This window comes from Bacillus cereus group sp. MYBK5-2 (genome assembly GCF_051915685.1).
Classification (GTDB): Bacteria; Bacillota; Bacilli; order Bacillales; family Bacillaceae_G; genus Bacillus_A; species Bacillus_A cereus.
Window position 1 is genome coordinate 96384 of the sequence record NZ_JBQAFE010000008.1, and the last position, 15971, is coordinate 112354.

Consider the following 15971-nt stretch of genomic DNA (forward strand, 5'->3'; position numbering starts at 1 on the left):
AAATTCTACAAAACTTGAGAAAATAATTATTTGAATTTTTAGTATATTAATAGTGGAAACATAATGCTAATATAAAACTACTCTTTTTCAAAAAAATTTTTTATTAGGGGGAAGGTTCATGAAAAAGAAAAGTTTAGCGTTAGTGTTAGCGACAGGAATGGCAGTTACAACATTTGGAGGGACAGGCTCTGCATTTGCGGATTCTAAAAATGTACTCTCTACGAAGAAGTACAATGAGACAGTGCAGTCACCTGAGTTTATTTCTGGTGATCTAACTGAAGCAACTGGCAAGAAAGCAGAATCTGTTGTGTTTGATTACTTAAACGCAGCAAAAGGTGATTACAAGCTAGGGGAAAAGAGTGCACAAGATTCTTTCAAAGTGAAACAAGTGAAGAAAGATGCTGTAACTGATTCAACAGTAGTACGTATGCAACAAGTTTACGAAGGAGTGCCTGTATGGGGTTCTACTCAAGTAGCTCACGTAAGTAAAGACGGTTCTTTAAAAGTATTGTCTGGAACAGTTGCACCTGATTTAGACAAAAAGGAAAAGTTGAAAAATAAAAATAAGATTGAAGGCGCAAAAGCAATTGAAATCGCGCAGCAAGATTTAGGGGTAACACCGAAATATGAAGTAGAACCAAAAGCGGACTTATATGTATATCAAAACGGTGAGGAAACAACATATGCATATGTTGTAAATCTAAACTTCTTAGATCCAAGCCCAGGAAACTACTACTATTTCATTGAGGCAGACAGCGGTAAAGTATTAAATAAGTTTAATACAATTGATCATGTGACGAATGATGATAAGTCACCAGTTAAGCAAGAGGCTCCTAAACAGGATGCGAAAGCTGTTGTAAAGCCTGTAACAGGAACGAATAAAGTAGGAACTGGTAAAGGTGTATTAGGAGATACGAAGTCGCTTAATACAACGTTATCTGGATCATCTTACTACTTACAAGATAATACACGCGGGGCAACGATTTTCACATATGATGCGAAAAACCGTTCAACATTACCAGGAACATTATGGGCAGATGCAGATAATGTTTTCAATGCAGCGTATGATGCAGCAGCAGTAGATGCTCATTACTATGCAGGTAAAACATATGATTACTATAAAGCTACGTTTAATAGAAATTCTATTAATGATGCAGGAGCACCGTTAAAATCGACAGTTCATTACGGAAGTAATTATAACAATGCATTCTGGAACGGATCACAGATGGTATACGGAGATGGTGATGGTGTAACGTTTACTTCATTATCTGGTGGAATTGATGTAATTGGTCACGAGTTAACGCATGCTGTTACGGAAAATAGTTCAAATCTAATTTATCAAAATGAATCTGGGGCTTTAAATGAAGCGATTTCTGATATCTTTGGTACTTTAGTAGAATTCTATGATAACCGTAACCCAGATTGGGAGATTGGTGAAGATATTTACACACCTGGTAAAGCAGGAGACGCACTTCGCTCTATGAGTGATCCTACGAAGTATGGTGATCCAGACCATTATTCTAAGCGTTACACTGGTACTAGTGATAACGGTGGGGTTCATACAAACAGTGGTATCATTAACAAACAAGCTTATTTATTAGCAAATGGTGGTACGCATTCGGGTGTAACTGTAACGGGCATTGGTAAAGATAAGTTAGGTGCAATTTATTACCGTGCAAACACACAATATTTCACGCAATCTACTACATTTAGTCAAGCTCGTGCTGGTGCAGTACAAGCTGCTGCAGACTTATATGGTGCAAATTCTGCTGAAGTAGCAGCAGTTAAGCAATCATTTAGTGCTGTTGGTGTAAACTAAGGCTTTAAGGAAGAGCTAGTAATAAAATACCTCAAAAATAAAGAAGGAGCATATGCTCCTTCTTTATTTTTTTCTCCATTTTTTCCACAAATAAAACAATCCAATAACGCCTGCGATTGTTACAACCCACTTCGCTTCATTTGTTCCGTTCATGACATGATAGGCAGAATATACTTCGATTAACAATGCCGGTATTTTCCCTATTGTGCTGGCAATACTGAAGGAGAGTAATGACATCTTACCTAGAGCCGCAAATAAAGTCACGATACTTGATGGGATGAAAGGTATCAAGCGAAACGATAGAACGAGTAGAAAGGCCTCTCTACCTTCTACATAAAGAAGACGCTCTACCTTTGGGTATTTATTTACTTTATCGTGAGTGAACTTTTGAAGGCCCATGCGGTAAATATAAAACGAGATAATAGCCCCTAAGGCCTCACCTGCGATCGAAATGATTGTGCCATTTGTTACGCCAAAGAGCTGTATATTAATGGCGGTTAAAAAAATACTAGGGATAAAACCTAAAAGACTAATGATGATGTTAATTAAGATACTAAGTGGAATTGCGATTGAATAGTATTCTGTTAAGAAATTTTGAATCGTTTCAGCCATTGTTTAAAATCCTTTATCTTTTTTTGCATTACACCACATTTCGTTTGTATAGGCAAGGGTAAATTTACATAATGTAGAAAAACGTTGATAAGAAGGGGGTTTTATACCTTATGTGGGTATTAGGTATATGAAAATAGGGGTATTTTAAAATGTTTTTAAAAATACTATAAAAACCTTTGTGTAAAAGAGTTTTATAGTTATGTTATCGGTGATTTCATCTGGGAAATAATCGAAAAATATAGGGGGTATATATTATAAAAGGCGAAAAATAGAGGGTTGATGAAATTGCTGGGGTAAATATGGAAAAATAGATGAAAAAAATGAAAACTGATAGATTTTTTCGTTGTGAAATTGACTTTTAGTGAAGTTGCGATAATAATCATGGAAGAGGTGATATGATGAAACGAATAAGTAGTCTTTTCTTCAGTAGTTTATTGGCATTAATGCTGATCTTAAGCGGATGTGCAGGAAAAGAACAAAAAACAGAGAAACAGACAGGGAATCAAGCTACATCGGTAGAAAAAATTAGTGATAATATTTTAGATGAAATGGAAGGACCACCTAAAAATGGTCATACGATTGAAAGACATGTAGGCAAGTCAGAAGAGGATTTGAAGAATCGCTTGAAGACAGATAAAGTGTCAGCCGCAAGTACATACTATGATAAAGAAACAGCGACGAAAGCTGTAAAAGATAGCTTGAAGCAACATGACAAGGAAATTCAAGATTGGTTAAAAAATTCTAAAGAGGCTCGTCTCGTATTAAATACAACTCATTCATTTCCTGTTGGAAAAACGGTAATAAAGAAAAATATGAGTGTAAAAGACAAGTTAGTAAAAACTGTTACTGTTTTAGCAAGAGATAAGTCAGGAGAATTAGGGTTTAAGATTATTACTTCTTATCCATCTGATAAATAAGAAGGGGGAGTACATTATGTATACGACATTACAATACTTTCTTAAATCGTACTGTACGTTAAGTATTCATGAGGATGAAATAGTAAGTGTGATGGAAGAGTTTATTGAACAAGAAGACGAAGAAATTGTTTTGAAATTACGTGATGAATTAATAAATATGAAGAAAAAGAACGCGTGGGAAGAGGCGTGTGTATTAGCTGCGAAGCAAGGAAATCGTATGTGGTCTTTAGAAGAAACGAAAGACCATCTTGAAACTTTTTTACTATTACTGCAAAAGAAAAAGGCGTGATTTAATCACGCCTTTTTCTTTATGCTATTCGGTTGATATTATCTATTCTTTTGGAGCGCTTTTATATACGCTTTTTGAAATTTGTCCATTTGATATTACTTCCCCGTTTTGTGTTACTTTTTTATACGTAACCGCGGTGATTTTATCACTAGTTCTACTAATTACTTGAGAAGAAACTTCAACATTTTTACCAGTATTTGTACCGAAAATGCGTGTAGTAATACTACCTCCATTTGAAAATGCTTGAATATAAATATGATTGCCTGTATTATTTTTAAATTTTAAATCTGGACCATAATCTGCTACTGCTGCATCTTGCCCAAGTGGTAAATAATTTACTGGCATAGAATGATTGCTTCGAGAAACAATTCCTAAATCAGCCCTTAAAGCTGCGCTGTATAAAGTACTACTGACTTGGCAAACTCCTCCGCCTGCACTTTGTATTACTTTACCTTGTGAATATACTGCTGCAGATTTGTAACCATGTGCAGCATCAGTTACGCCAACGCGGCCGTTAAAACTAAATGTTTCATCAGGTGCCACAATAACCCCACTTAAAGTATTAGCTGACTTATTTACGTTAAATGATTGATTTCCGTTACGGCCAGCCATTGGAGTAGAATATTCAGCAATGACTTCTTTAATACCCATTTTCTGTATGTCTTCTGTAGAACGTTCTGGTTTTATGAATGTAACTGGTAATGTAACATCTGATTTACCAGTAGTAATAGCTTCATTTGTTAAACCGCTTAGTTTCCCTTTATCAATTTTTTCTCCGTTTTGGCTTTGACTAATATTTACTGTTGAGCCTTCAATACTTAATTCTGCGTTAACAGGATTTTTTAATGTTTCATTATATTTATCTTTTATAAAGGTTTCATAAGCTGTTGCATTTAATTGTGGTGTTAATTTATAGTCACGTTTTAATTCACCGTTTTCAGCTTGCTTACGCATTTTATAACGATTCATTACGTTTCCTTCTTGTTCTTTGAAGATTTTGTCAATAATATCTTTCTCTTTATAATTTATCCCTAAATCTTTCCATGTGTAAGTTTGTTTATCGTTTTGGAATATGTAGGTAAGGGATTTTTGATCTAACTCAGTTACCTTTTGATTAATAATTGCTTGAATATCCTTCTTATTTTTTCCGTCGAGAGAAATACCTTCAAATGTAGTATTTGGTAATGCAGTAGTATCTAATTGATTATTTAATTTGGATACATATTGATATCCCCCAACACCGCCTACACAAAGTAATATGCCCCCAGCAATTGCAGAACCAATCAGTATTTTACTTAGCTTCATTTATTTCCCCCCAGAAATTTATGTATAAATATATGTATTACATTTTTTGTATAAAAATGATGAAAATAACATTATGTACGTACTAGTATACTATTATTTTCACTGTGTGTGTAATGTTTTCATAAAAAATGTTACACCTCTGTAATAATTGTCACTTCTTGTCACAATGTGTATGAAAAATATGTTGAAAAATATAATAAAAAGGCTGTCTAGAAAGATCTAGCAGCCTTTTTATTATAATTTTTTATGTTCATTTTTATTCGTAACACCGAGATGTTTTTGAAGGGTAGTTGAAATAGTATCGACGCTTTTTTCATTTGGAACGTAATAATAAATACCACCTATATATTTATCTGTACCCTCTACTTGCATTTTTTCCATTTTTAAATTTGAATCCATTGAATTTTTTGTAATTGTCATCATATCATCAAAAGTTAAATTGGTTTTTAAATCTTTATCGACAGCGTCTAGTAGGCCACCGATTTTATTAATGGAATTAAGAGATAGTGCCTTTTCAGCAATGGCCTCTAATACAAGCTGTTGACGTTGACCACGCATATAATCACTATCGATATGACGAGTTCTAGCTAGTGCCAGTGCCTCTTCTCCATTTAAATGTTGACGTCCTTTTTTTAGATGAATGGCATCTGCTTCATCTTTACTATTTTGCTCTGTGAACTCAACTGGAACGTCTACAGTAATACCACCAAGAGAATCAACAATTTTAATAAAGGATTTAAAATTGAATTTTACATAGTAGTCAACTGGAACATCTAAAAAGTTCTCTACCGTATCAATTGTGCTGTCTACACCACCGAATACGTGCGCATGTGTGATTTTATCGTATTTATCACGTGATTTAATGTAGACGCGTGAGTCACGTGGAATGCTTACAAGTTTAACGGATTTATCGTTTTTATTAATTGTTGCAAGTAATAACGCATCTGTTCGAGTTGCTTTTCCATAACCTTTTTCCCTAATATCACTTTCATCAACACCCATAATTAGTACGGAAATATTGTCGGTCATAGGTTTAACAGCTTTTTCACGTTTACTGGACTTATCTCCTCGACCTAGTTCAGCATAAGCATTATTTAAGACGGACTTTGCTTTACTGTATATATGGAAGGAGTAGCCTCCTGCTCCAAGTGCTACAATTAGTAATGGAATAAGAAGGAACCAAAGTAGGCGTTTTTTCTTTGAGCGTCCTTTTTTGGCTCGCGTATTGTTGTTCGTGTCGGATTTCATCATTTTTTCTCCTTTAAAACTATCAAAGTGTATACATTTAGAAGTGTATTCAAACACATAAAAAATATTTTACGCTAAATAAAAGCGATTGTACATGTATAAAAAATAGATGTCTTGATTATTTATAAGACACCTATTCGTTATTGTATACAAAAGATAGGGATAAGAAAATGATAAAATTTTACCTAATTACAACATAATGCTTACGATAATTGCAGATAAAATACTAACGAGAGTAGCTCCATATAGTAATTTAAGGCCAAACCTCGCAACAACGTTTCCTTGTTCTTCGTTTAGTCCTTTTACCGCACCTGAAATAATACCAATGGAAGAAAAATTGGCAAAAGATACAAGGAAAACAGAAATAATACCAACTGTACGGGGAGAAAGGCTATTAGAAATTTTACTAAGATCCATCATTGCGACAAATTCATTCGTTACAAGCTTCGTTGCCATAATGCTGCCAGCCGCGACAATTTCAGAACTGGGTACACCGATAAGGAATGCGATAGGTGCAAATACATAGCCGATTAATTGTTGGAACGTAATACCGAATATAATGAGGAACAGGTCATTAATACAACTAATTAATGCGACGAATCCGATGAGCATAGCGCCGACAACAATGGCTACACGAAAACCATCAAGAATGTATTCTCCAAGCATTTCAAAAAAGCTTTGTTTTTCACCTTTGATTTCTAAAATATCTTCGTCATCTTTAACGTCGTAAGGGTTAATGATGAGTACGATAATAAAACCACTAAATAAATTGAGAACGAGTGCAGTTACTACATATTTAGGTTCAATCATTGTCATATAGGCACCTACGATAGACATAGATACGGTTGACATAGCAGAGGCACAAAGTGTATAAAGACGGTGTTTTGGAATTTGAGCTAATTGTTTTTTCACTGTAATAAAAACTTCTGATTGGCCGACAATGGCAGAGGCAATAGCGTTGTAAGATTCTAATTTACCAAGACCATTTATTTTACTAAGAAAGTACCCGATCCAACGAATAAAAAATGGTAGTATTTTGAAATGTTGTAATATACCAATTAAAACAGAAATAAAGACGATTGGTAATAATACAGTAAGGAAAAATGGCATTTCACCTTTATTTGCAAGACCACCAAATACGAAATTTATTCCATCAGCAGCATACTCGAGTAGCTTGGTAAACAAACTGGAAATGATTCTAATAAGTATGAGGCCGATTTCTGTATTTAATAGTAAATAGGTTAAAATTAACTGTATAATAAGCATGATAAAAATTGGTTTAAATTTAATATGCTTCTTATTATTGCTAGCAATATAAGCGAGCAAGAAAACAACAATTAGTCCGACGAAAAAAGTAATGAATTTCATGGTAAGCCCCCTAAAAGAGATATTCTGCTATATATGTTTTTCATTTCAAGGGAGAATATGCATCTTTGGTAAAGAAAGGAATAGAGAGAGCATGAATATATGTAGAGTGCATCACGTTGCAATTATTTGTTCGAATTATGAGACGTCAAAGGATTTTTATACTAGGATATTAGGGTTTAAAGAGATAAATGAAGTATATAGAAAGGAACGAGATTCTTATAAATTAGATTTATGTGTAGGAGAAGAGTATCAAATCGAATTATTTTCATTTCCGAATCCGCCTGAGCGCAAAAGTTTTCCAGAAGCAGCCGGTCTTAGACATTTAGCATTTGCTGTTACAAATATAGAAGAAGCTGTGAAGCATTTAAACCAATGTGGTGTTGAGACGGAACCAATCCGTATTGATGAAATAACGGGGAAGAAATTCGTCTTTTTCCAAGATCCTGATGGTTTACCTTTAGAATTGTATGAGGTTTGAAAATTGGTGGATTTTATATAGAGTTGCTTTCCGATAATTGAAGAAACTAAAGTGAAACTTCTTTTTAAAAGGAGGTGTAACTTTAGCTAAGAAAGCTAAAGAGCATATGTGGATATTTTAAAATTATTGATGGTAGTCATTCTTATTGGGTTAACAGCATTTTTTGTGGCTGTTGAATTTGCAATTATTAAGGTACGTAGCAGTCGTATTGATCAACTCGTTAGCGAAAAAAGACGAGGTGCACTGGCAGCTAAAAAGGTAACTTCAAATTTAGATGAATATTTATCGGCCTGTCAGCTAGGTATTACAATTACTGCTTTAGGGCTTGGGTGGTTAGGGGAACCAACCATTAAACATTTACTCGAGCCGTTGTTTTTAAAATTAAAATTCTCACCTGCAATTTCCAGTACAGTTTCATTTATTATTGCCTTTGCAGTAATTACATTTTTACATGTTGTCATTGGGGAACTTGCTCCAAAGACATTTGCTATACAAAAAGCAGAACAAGTTAGCTTATTGTTATCGAAACCACTTATTTACTTTTACCGAGTTATGTATCCGTTTATTTGGGCTTTGAATGGTTCAGCGAGGGTTGTAACTGGTTTATTCGGATTACATCCAGCTTCTGAACATGAAGTAGCTCATTCAGAAGAAGAATTAAGGTTAATCTTATCTGAGAGCTATGAGAGCGGAGAGATTAACCAAAGGGAATTTAAATATGTAAATAATATTTTTGAATTTGATAATAGAGTAGCAAAAGAAATTATGGTACCTCGTACGGAAGTTGTAGGCTTATATGAGGACGAACCATTTGAAACACATATTAAAGTAATCGCGCAAGAAAAGTACACGAGATATCCTGTATTTGGTGAAGATAAAGATGAAATTATTGGGATGGTTAATGTAAAAGATTTATTTATTCGTTATATGGATGGTAATCGGGATGAGGAGTGCTCGATTATGCCATATACAAGGCCGGTTATTGAAGTGCTAGAAAATATTCCAATTCATGATTTACTATTACAAATGCAAAGAAAACACATTCCATTAGCTGTATTGTATGATGAATATGGTGGTACAGCTGGGATTGTTACACTAGAAGATATTTTAGAAGAAATTGTTGGAGAAATTCGAGATGAATACGATGAAGATGAGAATCCTCCTATAGAGCATGTAAGTGAAGGTTATAAAATCGTAGAGGGAAAAGTGCTTATTAGTGAAGTAAATGATTTGCTTGGCATACATTTAATTGCTGATGATGTAGATACAATTGGTGGCTGGATTATGGTACAAAAACAAATCGTTGCTGAAGGAGATATTATTGAGAAACACGGTTTTTATTTTAAAGTCCTTGAAAAGGATATGCATCAAATTAAACGAGTGGAAATAAGGAAAGTAGAAGAATGATTTTCTATAAACTTTAATAAAAAGGATATACAGAAAAATAAATGTTTGCGCTTTCAAAAAAGGTGCTATATAGTGAAGGTGGATACTGAAAAATTCTTCTGAATGATACTCGTGTTTTTAGAGGGCGGATTTTTTGGATAAGGATTTAGAATGAAAAAGTATAGGTGATAAAAATGATAGCAACGAAGGATATACGTATAGAAAAAGATTTTTTAGGTGAAAAAGAAGTACCAAGTGCAGCTTATTATGGTGTACAAACATTACGTGCCGTAGAAAACTTCCCAATTACAGGATATCGCATTCATCCATCACTCATTACAGCAATGGCAATTGTGAAAAAAGCGGCGGCGCTTGCGAATATAGATACTGGTTACTTAGCTAAAGACATTGGGCATGAAATTGCAGAAGCAGCGCAAGAAATTGTTGATGGAAAGTTTCATGATCAATTTATCGTGGATCCTATTCAAGGTGGAGCCGGAACTTCTATTAATATGAATACAAATGAAGTAATTGCGAATAGAGCGTTAGAACGTATGGGATATGAAAAAGGGGCGTATGCGAAAATTAGCCCAAACACTCATGTGAACATGGCCCAATCAACGAACGATGCGTTTCCAACAGGGATTCATATTGCAACTCTTATGATGTTAGAAAAGCTTCTTATTACAATGGAAGAACTTCATTCTGCTTTTCGTAAAAAAGCAAAAGAGTTTGATCATGTTATTAAAATGGGACGCACACATTTACAAGATGCAGTTCCAATTCGCCTTGGACAAGAATTTGAAGCGTATAGCCGAGTGCTTGCGCGTGATATAAAAAGAATTAAACAGTCTCGTCAACATTTATATGAAGTGAATATGGGCGCGACAGCTGTTGGTACAGGATTAAATGCAAATCCTACGTATATTGAACAAGTGGTAAAACATTTAAGAACGTTTAGTGGATTCCCACTTGTTGGTGCAGAGCATTTAGTTGATGCAACGCAAAATACAGATGCATACACAGAGGTATCTGCAGCACTTAAAGTATGTATGATGAACATGTCTAAAATTGCAAACGATCTTCGTATTATGGCGTCTGGTCCACGTGTTGGGTTAGCTGAAATTCAATTGCCAGCACGTCAGCCAGGTTCATCGATTATGCCAGGAAAAGTAAATCCAGTTATGGCAGAAGTGATTAACCAAGTCGCATTCCAAGTAATCGGAAACGATCATACAATTTGCTTAGCATCAGAAGCAGGACAATTAGAGTTAAACGTAATGGAGCCTGTGCTTGTATTTAATTTAATTCAATCTATTAGTATTATGAATAATGGATTCCGTGTATTCCGTGAATATTGTATTGAAGGAATTACGGCAAATGAAGAATTGCTGAAGCAATATGTTGAGAAAAGTGTTGGAATTATTACAGCAGTTAATCCTCATATTGGTTATGAAGTAGCATCTCGTATTGCACGTGAAGCGATTGAAACAGGGAAATCTGTTAGGGAGTTATGTTTAGAACATGGTGTACTGACAGAAGAGGAATTGGATATTATTTTAGATCCATTCGAAATGACTCACCCTGAAATTGCTGGAGCTTCTTTATTAAAAAATAAACAAATGTAATGTGAAAAACACCGATCCACTTGGATCGGTGTTTTATTTTTAAAAGATATTAAATACAGCGTTTAATTGAAGTAAGCTAATAACAGCTAAGAAGATTAAACTATATTTCATTGCTGTTTTAAATAGGGCAGATTCTTTACCAACTAGTCCAACTGCGGCACAAGCAACTGCTACAGATTGTGGTGAAACCATTTTTGCCATTGTACCACCTACTACGTTTAAGGCAACGAGTGTAGAAGGAACGATGTTTAACTGGTCTGCTGTTACTGCTTGAAGTGGTGCGAATAAAGAACCACTTGAAACTACTGAACCTGTAATGAATACGCCAATCCATCCTAAGATTGGAGAAAGAACTGGGAATGCATTACCAGTAGAAGAGAATGCAAGTCCAAGTGTAGATGACATACCAGAGTAGTTTTCTACGTAAGCTAAAGCGATAACGCTACAAATTGTATATACTGGAGCTTTTAATTCTTTCATTGTTTCAATCATTAATTCTTTAACCATTTTACCTTTTACGCGGTAAACGATAAGTGAAACGATAATTGCTAGTACAATCGCAGTAGTTGTAGAAGAGAATACATCAAATTTGAAAACAGCTGCGAAAGGTGTATCAGCTTTTGTAATTGGTGTAGTTTTCATAACAGCATTATGAAGACCAGGGAACTGAATGTTAAATACTAAGTTTGCTAACGCACCATCTGGAGCAAATAAAGCTTTAATCGGTTTTAAGTTAAAGATTGTTACAAATGCAGTTAAGAATACGAATGGAGACCAAGCGTATAAAATTTGATTGAATGTATGTGATACTTTAGTTTCTTGTTTTTCTTCTTTAGTAGAAGATTTTGGTTGCCAAACACGTAAGAATAATGCAAGAGCAATCATACTTACAACTGCTGCGAAAATATTAGTAAGTTCTGCACCTAAGAAGTAAGTCACAGCGAATTGAGTAATAGCGAAAGAAACACCACTTACAAGAATACCTTGCCAAGTTTCTTTAATACCTTTAATTCCATCGACCATTGAAACAAGTAAGAAAGGTAAAATAATACTAATGAAAGGTAAAATAAGAACAGTTTGACGACCAATAGTTAATGCGTCAAGTTGAGTTAATTGTGCTGGCACTGTAACTGGAATACCCATAGCACCCATAGCACCACCAGCAATATTAGCTACTAAACAAATACCTGCTGCTTTTAATGGATTAAAGCCCATACCTACAAGTAGTGCGGCTGTAATAGCAACTGGAACCCCTAGACCAGCTGCACCTTCTAAGAAAGCACCGAAAGAATAAGCGATTAATAATACTTGTAAACGTTGATCATTTGTAATGCTTGAAATACTATCGCGAATAATATTGAATTGCTCTGTTTTAACAGTTAATTTGTAAAGGAAAATTGCGGCGATAACGATAGTACAAATTGGATAAAATCCAGATAAAACACCGAATCCAGCAGATGCTACAGCTACTGTTGCTGGCATTTTATAAACAAATATTGCAAGGATAATAGCGACAATCACACTATAAAGACCAGCCATGTAACTTTTCATTTTGAATCCCATTAAACAAATGATGAAACAAAAGATTGGAAGTGCTGCGATTAGTGCAGATAACCAAATATTGTTTAATGGGTCATAAATTTGTGTCCAAGTACTCATAATAATGACAACTCCTATCTATTATATGTGAAGAAATTCACATTATTTGTGAAACTATTCACAATCAACTTACAAGCTTAGTATATTCTCCTTCAACACTATTGTCAACGTAAAAAAGTATAATTATTCCATAATAGTGTTAAAAGAAAAGCTTTGTTCATAAAGTAGACAAAAAACACACTCAAATGAATTTAAGTGTGCTGTATAAACTATTTGCATATTATTTTGCTTATTCAGATGGCATGTTTCCTATAAGTGTATATTAGATGCCGTCTTTTATATCGAGTATAAAGTTTAATATATGCACCTATCTGTCCTGTTTGATCTAGTGTGAGGGAGGATCGGTGAGTGGATTTAATAGGAAGTTTTGCACAACAGTCCAACCGCTTGCAATACGAATAAAAAATTAGAAACAAATTTTTAATATCACATCATCTCTTTTTACTGAAAATCCCTTTTAGCGTAACAAAGAGGTTAATTATAGTTCAACTACATTACGATAGGTTATCAATTATAGACGGTATTTTACAATACCGTTACTGTGCGTTTCAATGAGGTGAAAATATAACAAAAAGCTTGATAAAACAACGTTTGCAAGCAAAGTATTCGTAGGCCATTATTTTGCTTTTTCGTTATATCATATAGTATAATATTCAAAATCAGCAAGGATTTTTTCCTGAATTTTTGCTGATAAAGATGGAAAAATTTTTCGGCTTTATAGGTTGATAAAGTTATGTCGTAACAGGAAATATAAGAACAGATATATAAATAAATAAAAAGAACATAAAAACGCAAATAAAAACGAAAATGAGGGGAACTTTATGAGCCAAAATCAATTCGAATGTCGTATTTCAGAAGAAGATGTACAAATGTTAAGAGCGTTAGCTCACCCACTTCGTCTACGTCTAGTAATGGAACTTATGCAAAGAGGAACATGTAATGTAACACAACTACAGGAAGTATTAGAAATTCCGCAATCAACGGTTTCACAACATTTAACGAAGTTAAAGCAAAATAAAGTAGTGCGCTTTGAAAGACGAGGATTAGAAGTGTATTATCAAATCCATAATGATAAAGTAAGTGCGGTAGTAAAAACATTATTTTCTTAAAATTTGAATATTATGGAAAAAGACGTATGGGATATACGTCTTTTTTTATTTGTCAGAAAGGTGATATGAGAGAAAATATTAGCATGTGAGGAAGAAATGACTATCAATCAACATGCTGCCTTACGGAATATATTCTAAAAGGAAAAGAAAAAATAGAAAGGAGTGTAGTAAGCAAAAGGAGGGATAGTAGTATGGATGTGAAACGTGTGAAACAAATCTTATCTTCTTCAAGTAGAATTGACGTTACATATGAGGGAGTACCAGTATGGATTGAGAGCTGTGATGAGCAGAAGGGGAGTGCTCAAGTGTATGATGTATCTAATCCTGGTGAGAGCGTTCATGTGGACGTGACAGCTTTAGAGGAGAAATAATAAAAAAGACGCTTCTAATTTTAGAAGCGTCTTTTTGTTATTCCATCATACTTGCAACTTTTTTAGAGCATAGAAGAAGTACAAATCCTAAGACGATAACGATAATCCCGATACTTGCAAATACTTCAAGGTATCCTAATGATTGTGTAAAGGAAGCAAGTTTACCAGCTAACCAGTTAGCCATACCTGAACCAGCTAACCATACACCCATTAATAATGATGCTAATTTAACAGGTGCAATTGCACTTACCATAGATAATCCGATTGGTGATAAGAATAGTTCTCCAATTGTATGGAACATATAAGTGATAACGATGAATAATAAGTTTGCTTTAACAGTTATATCAGCTTCACTACTTCCAGTTTTTAGAACCGCTAATGTTAAAACCAGGTAACCTATACCTAGTAAAATCATACCAAATGCCATTTTTGTTGGTATTTTTAAATCGCCACGCTTTGATTTAGAAAGTTTTAACCATAGCATAGATACGAATGGTGCAAGGAGTACGATGAACGCTGGATTAACGGATTGGAACCAAGATGTTGGCACTTCCCATCCGAAAATTGTACGATCAACAAATTTATCTGTATAAAGTGTTAAAGAACTACCAGCTTGTTCAAAGCCTGCCCAGAAGAATACTACGAAACAAGTTAAAATTACAATTGCCCAAGTGCGATTTTTTTCTTGTTTTGTTAAAGGTTTCTTTTCAATTGTAGGTTGATTTTTTGATTTTTTACCGACAACTGTTGTTCCAGCTTTACCAAGGTAGCGAGGAGCTAATAAGTTGAAAACAATTTGCCCAACAATCATACCGATACAAGCTGCTAAGAATCCGTATTTATATCCCATAACCATAACGCCATCAACGCTTGTTTTAAAGAAGTCTTCTGCTAAAAATCCACAAATAAGTGGAGCAAAGAAAGCACCTACGTTAATACCCATATAGAAGATAGTAAATGCACTGTCACGACGTGAATCATTTTCATCATACAATTCACCTAACAGTGTAGAAATATTTGGTTTAAAGAATCCATTACCAATAACTAATAATATTAATCCAAGGAAAAGTCCTGTTTTTGTGTTCATTGAGAATAGTACAAAGTTACCGATTGCCATAATAATTCCGCCGAGAGTAATGGCATGACGTCTTGTAATGTAATGATCAGTTAGCCATCCGCCAAGAATTGGCATGAAATATACTGCTGCTGTAAAATAACCGTATAATTGCACTGCAAATGCCTTATCAAATCCTAACCCGCCACTAACCGCAGCAGTTGTTAAATAAAGAACTAAAAGGCCACGCATTCCATAATAACTAAATCTTTCCCACATTTCTGTTAAGAACAACAAGTACAACCCTGGTGGATGTTTTTTTGGTGATTGTTGCTCTCCAGCTTTGTCTAATTTTAAAGCGGCATCCATTTTTGTTTCCCCCTAATCCTGTATAACGGATATTTATGTAATCATTTTAATTTACAAAATATTTAGAAGTCAATAGAATTATATGGAAATAGAAAGAAAATTTCTAAAAAAGTTCTATTTTTCTTCAACCGTTACTGTATTTTGCCCTGAAAACGAGATGATAAGCGTTTTCAAATGTAATAATTGAATTCTAAAAGAAAATAAAATAGTGATTAATCAGAAAATTTAGATTAAAATATTTATTCTGATATAAAGAAAATATATTCTATTTACTTTCTCAATATAACATATTGGGAATAAAAATACAAAACGAAATAATGTGACACTTCAGTGAAATAGAAAATAGCCAGCACCATAGG

At 34.2% G+C, this 15971-nt stretch carries 14 protein-coding genes; 8 read left to right on the top strand and 6 right to left on the bottom strand.

From position 1 onward, the window contains the following. Nucleotides 1-118: 118 nt before the first annotated feature. A complete protein-coding gene (locus ACTFP3_RS23175) occupies nt 119-1819 on the top strand; it encodes a M4 family metallopeptidase (RefSeq protein WP_197324036.1) in 1701 nt (566 codons plus the stop codon). A 63-nt stretch (nt 1820-1882) separates the two neighbouring features. Here the strand turns inward: ACTFP3_RS23175 and ACTFP3_RS23180 are convergent, their stop codons facing one another. Next, nucleotides 1883-2431, bottom strand: coding sequence for a TVP38/TMEM64 family protein (locus ACTFP3_RS23180; RefSeq protein WP_166695350.1), 549 nt, complete (start codon nt 2429-2431; stop codon nt 1883-1885). A 398-nt stretch (nt 2432-2829) separates the two neighbouring features. Between ACTFP3_RS23180 and ACTFP3_RS23185 the strand changes: the two genes are divergently transcribed. Together ACTFP3_RS23185 and ACTFP3_RS23190 are read left to right on the top strand one after the other, a co-directional pair. After that, complete coding sequence (locus ACTFP3_RS23185) at nt 2830-3348, top strand: RNase A-like domain-containing lipoprotein (RefSeq protein WP_000822694.1); 519 nt, start codon at nt 2830-2832, stop codon at nt 3346-3348. 16 nt (nt 3349-3364) lie between these two features. Beyond that, complete coding sequence (locus tag ACTFP3_RS23190) at nt 3365-3637, top strand: hypothetical protein (protein ID WP_000288803.1); 273 nt, start codon at nt 3365-3367, stop codon at nt 3635-3637. Between the two features lie 42 nt (nt 3638-3679). Here ACTFP3_RS23190 and ACTFP3_RS23195 read toward each other — a convergent pair whose 3' ends face one another. From ACTFP3_RS23195 to ACTFP3_RS23205, 3 genes are all read right to left on the bottom strand, one after another. Further along, a complete protein-coding gene (locus tag ACTFP3_RS23195; protein ID WP_000777355.1) occupies nt 3680-4942 on the bottom strand; it encodes a VanW family protein in 1263 nt (420 codons plus the stop codon). A 234-nt stretch (nt 4943-5176) separates the two neighbouring features. Beyond that, a complete protein-coding gene (locus ACTFP3_RS23200) occupies nt 5177-6193 on the bottom strand; it encodes an LCP family protein (RefSeq protein WP_002163841.1) in 1017 nt (338 codons plus the stop codon). Between the two features lie 186 nt (nt 6194-6379). Next, nucleotides 6380-7558, bottom strand: a complete 1179-nt coding sequence (locus tag ACTFP3_RS23205) for a NupC/NupG family nucleoside CNT transporter (protein WP_006925013.1) — start codon at nt 7556-7558, stop codon at nt 6380-6382. A 91-nt stretch (nt 7559-7649) separates the two neighbouring features. Between ACTFP3_RS23205 and gloA2 the strand changes: the two genes are divergently transcribed. The 3 genes from gloA2 (at nt 7650) to aspA (ending at nt 11050) form a co-directional block, all read left to right on the top strand. Further along, a complete protein-coding gene (gene gloA2, locus ACTFP3_RS23210; protein WP_001017675.1) occupies nt 7650-8036 on the top strand; it encodes an SMU1112c/YaeR family gloxylase I-like metalloprotein in 387 nt (128 codons plus the stop codon). 108 nt (nt 8037-8144) lie between these two features. Continuing rightward, nucleotides 8145-9443 (top strand): hemolysin family protein, encoded by a 1299-nt coding sequence (locus ACTFP3_RS23215; RefSeq protein WP_000353314.1) that lies wholly within the window; start codon nt 8145-8147, stop codon nt 9441-9443. A gap of 173 nt (nt 9444-9616) precedes the next feature. Next, nucleotides 9617-11050 (top strand): aspartate ammonia-lyase, encoded by a 1434-nt coding sequence (gene aspA, locus ACTFP3_RS23220; protein ID WP_324659997.1) that lies wholly within the window; start codon nt 9617-9619, stop codon nt 11048-11050. A 39-nt stretch (nt 11051-11089) separates the two neighbouring features. Here the strand turns inward: aspA and ACTFP3_RS23225 are convergent, their stop codons facing one another. Next, nucleotides 11090-12709 carry an L-lactate permease gene (locus ACTFP3_RS23225; RefSeq protein WP_000109096.1) on the bottom strand — a complete coding sequence of 540 codons (1620 nt, stop codon included), beginning with the start codon at nt 12707-12709 and terminating at the stop codon, nt 11090-11092. A gap of 821 nt (nt 12710-13530) precedes the next feature. Here ACTFP3_RS23225 and ACTFP3_RS23230 point away from each other — a divergent pair. Both ACTFP3_RS23230 and ACTFP3_RS23235 read left to right on the top strand, forming a co-directional pair. Next, nucleotides 13531-13818 carry an ArsR/SmtB family transcription factor gene (locus ACTFP3_RS23230; protein WP_000081428.1) on the top strand — a complete coding sequence of 96 codons (288 nt, stop codon included), beginning with the start codon at nt 13531-13533 and terminating at the stop codon, nt 13816-13818. 191 nt (nt 13819-14009) lie between these two features. Next, the gene (locus ACTFP3_RS23235) at nt 14010-14189 is read left to right on the top strand and encodes an acid-soluble spore protein H (protein WP_000382679.1); all 180 of its coding nucleotides are present in this window, start codon (nt 14010-14012) and stop codon (nt 14187-14189) included. A 37-nt stretch (nt 14190-14226) separates the two neighbouring features. On the opposite strand, the gene ACTFP3_RS23240 is transcribed toward ACTFP3_RS23235, so the two are convergent. Then, nucleotides 14227-15612 (bottom strand): peptide MFS transporter, encoded by a 1386-nt coding sequence (locus ACTFP3_RS23240; protein ID WP_000338327.1) that lies wholly within the window; start codon nt 15610-15612, stop codon nt 14227-14229. Nucleotides 15613-15971: the final 359 nt, after the last annotated feature.

Excerpts from the sequence above, each read along its gene's own strand:
- ACTFP3_RS23195 (WP_000777355.1), bottom strand. The coding sequence starts at position 4,942 with ATGAAGCTAAGTAAAATACTGATTGGTTCTGCAATTGCTGGGGGCATA.
- gloA2 (WP_001017675.1), top strand. The coding sequence starts at position 7,650 with ATGAATATATGTAGAGTGCATCACGTTGCAATTATTTGTTCGAATTAT.
- ACTFP3_RS23225 (WP_000109096.1), bottom strand. The coding sequence starts at position 12,709 with ATGAGTACTTGGACACAAATTTATGACCCATTAAACAATATTTGGTTA.
- ACTFP3_RS23175 (WP_197324036.1), top strand. The coding sequence starts at position 119 with ATGAAAAAGAAAAGTTTAGCGTTAGTGTTAGCGACAGGAATGGCAGTT.
- ACTFP3_RS23205 (WP_006925013.1), bottom strand. The coding sequence starts at position 7,558 with ATGAAATTCATTACTTTTTTCGTCGGACTAATTGTTGTTTTCTTGCTC.
- ACTFP3_RS23185 (WP_000822694.1), top strand. The coding sequence starts at position 2,830 with ATGAAACGAATAAGTAGTCTTTTCTTCAGTAGTTTATTGGCATTAATG.
- ACTFP3_RS23240 (WP_000338327.1), bottom strand. The coding sequence starts at position 15,612 with ATGGATGCCGCTTTAAAATTAGACAAAGCTGGAGAGCAACAATCACCA.
- aspA (WP_324659997.1), top strand. The coding sequence starts at position 9,617 with ATGATAGCAACGAAGGATATACGTATAGAAAAAGATTTTTTAGGTGAA.
- ACTFP3_RS23190 (WP_000288803.1), top strand. The coding sequence starts at position 3,365 with ATGTATACGACATTACAATACTTTCTTAAATCGTACTGTACGTTAAGT.
- ACTFP3_RS23235 (WP_000382679.1), top strand. The coding sequence starts at position 14,010 with ATGGATGTGAAACGTGTGAAACAAATCTTATCTTCTTCAAGTAGAATT.
- ACTFP3_RS23230 (WP_000081428.1), top strand. The coding sequence starts at position 13,531 with ATGAGCCAAAATCAATTCGAATGTCGTATTTCAGAAGAAGATGTACAA.
- ACTFP3_RS23180 (WP_166695350.1), bottom strand. The coding sequence starts at position 2,431 with ATGGCTGAAACGATTCAAAATTTCTTAACAGAATACTATTCAATCGCA.
- ACTFP3_RS23200 (WP_002163841.1), bottom strand. The coding sequence starts at position 6,193 with ATGATGAAATCCGACACGAACAACAATACGCGAGCCAAAAAAGGACGC.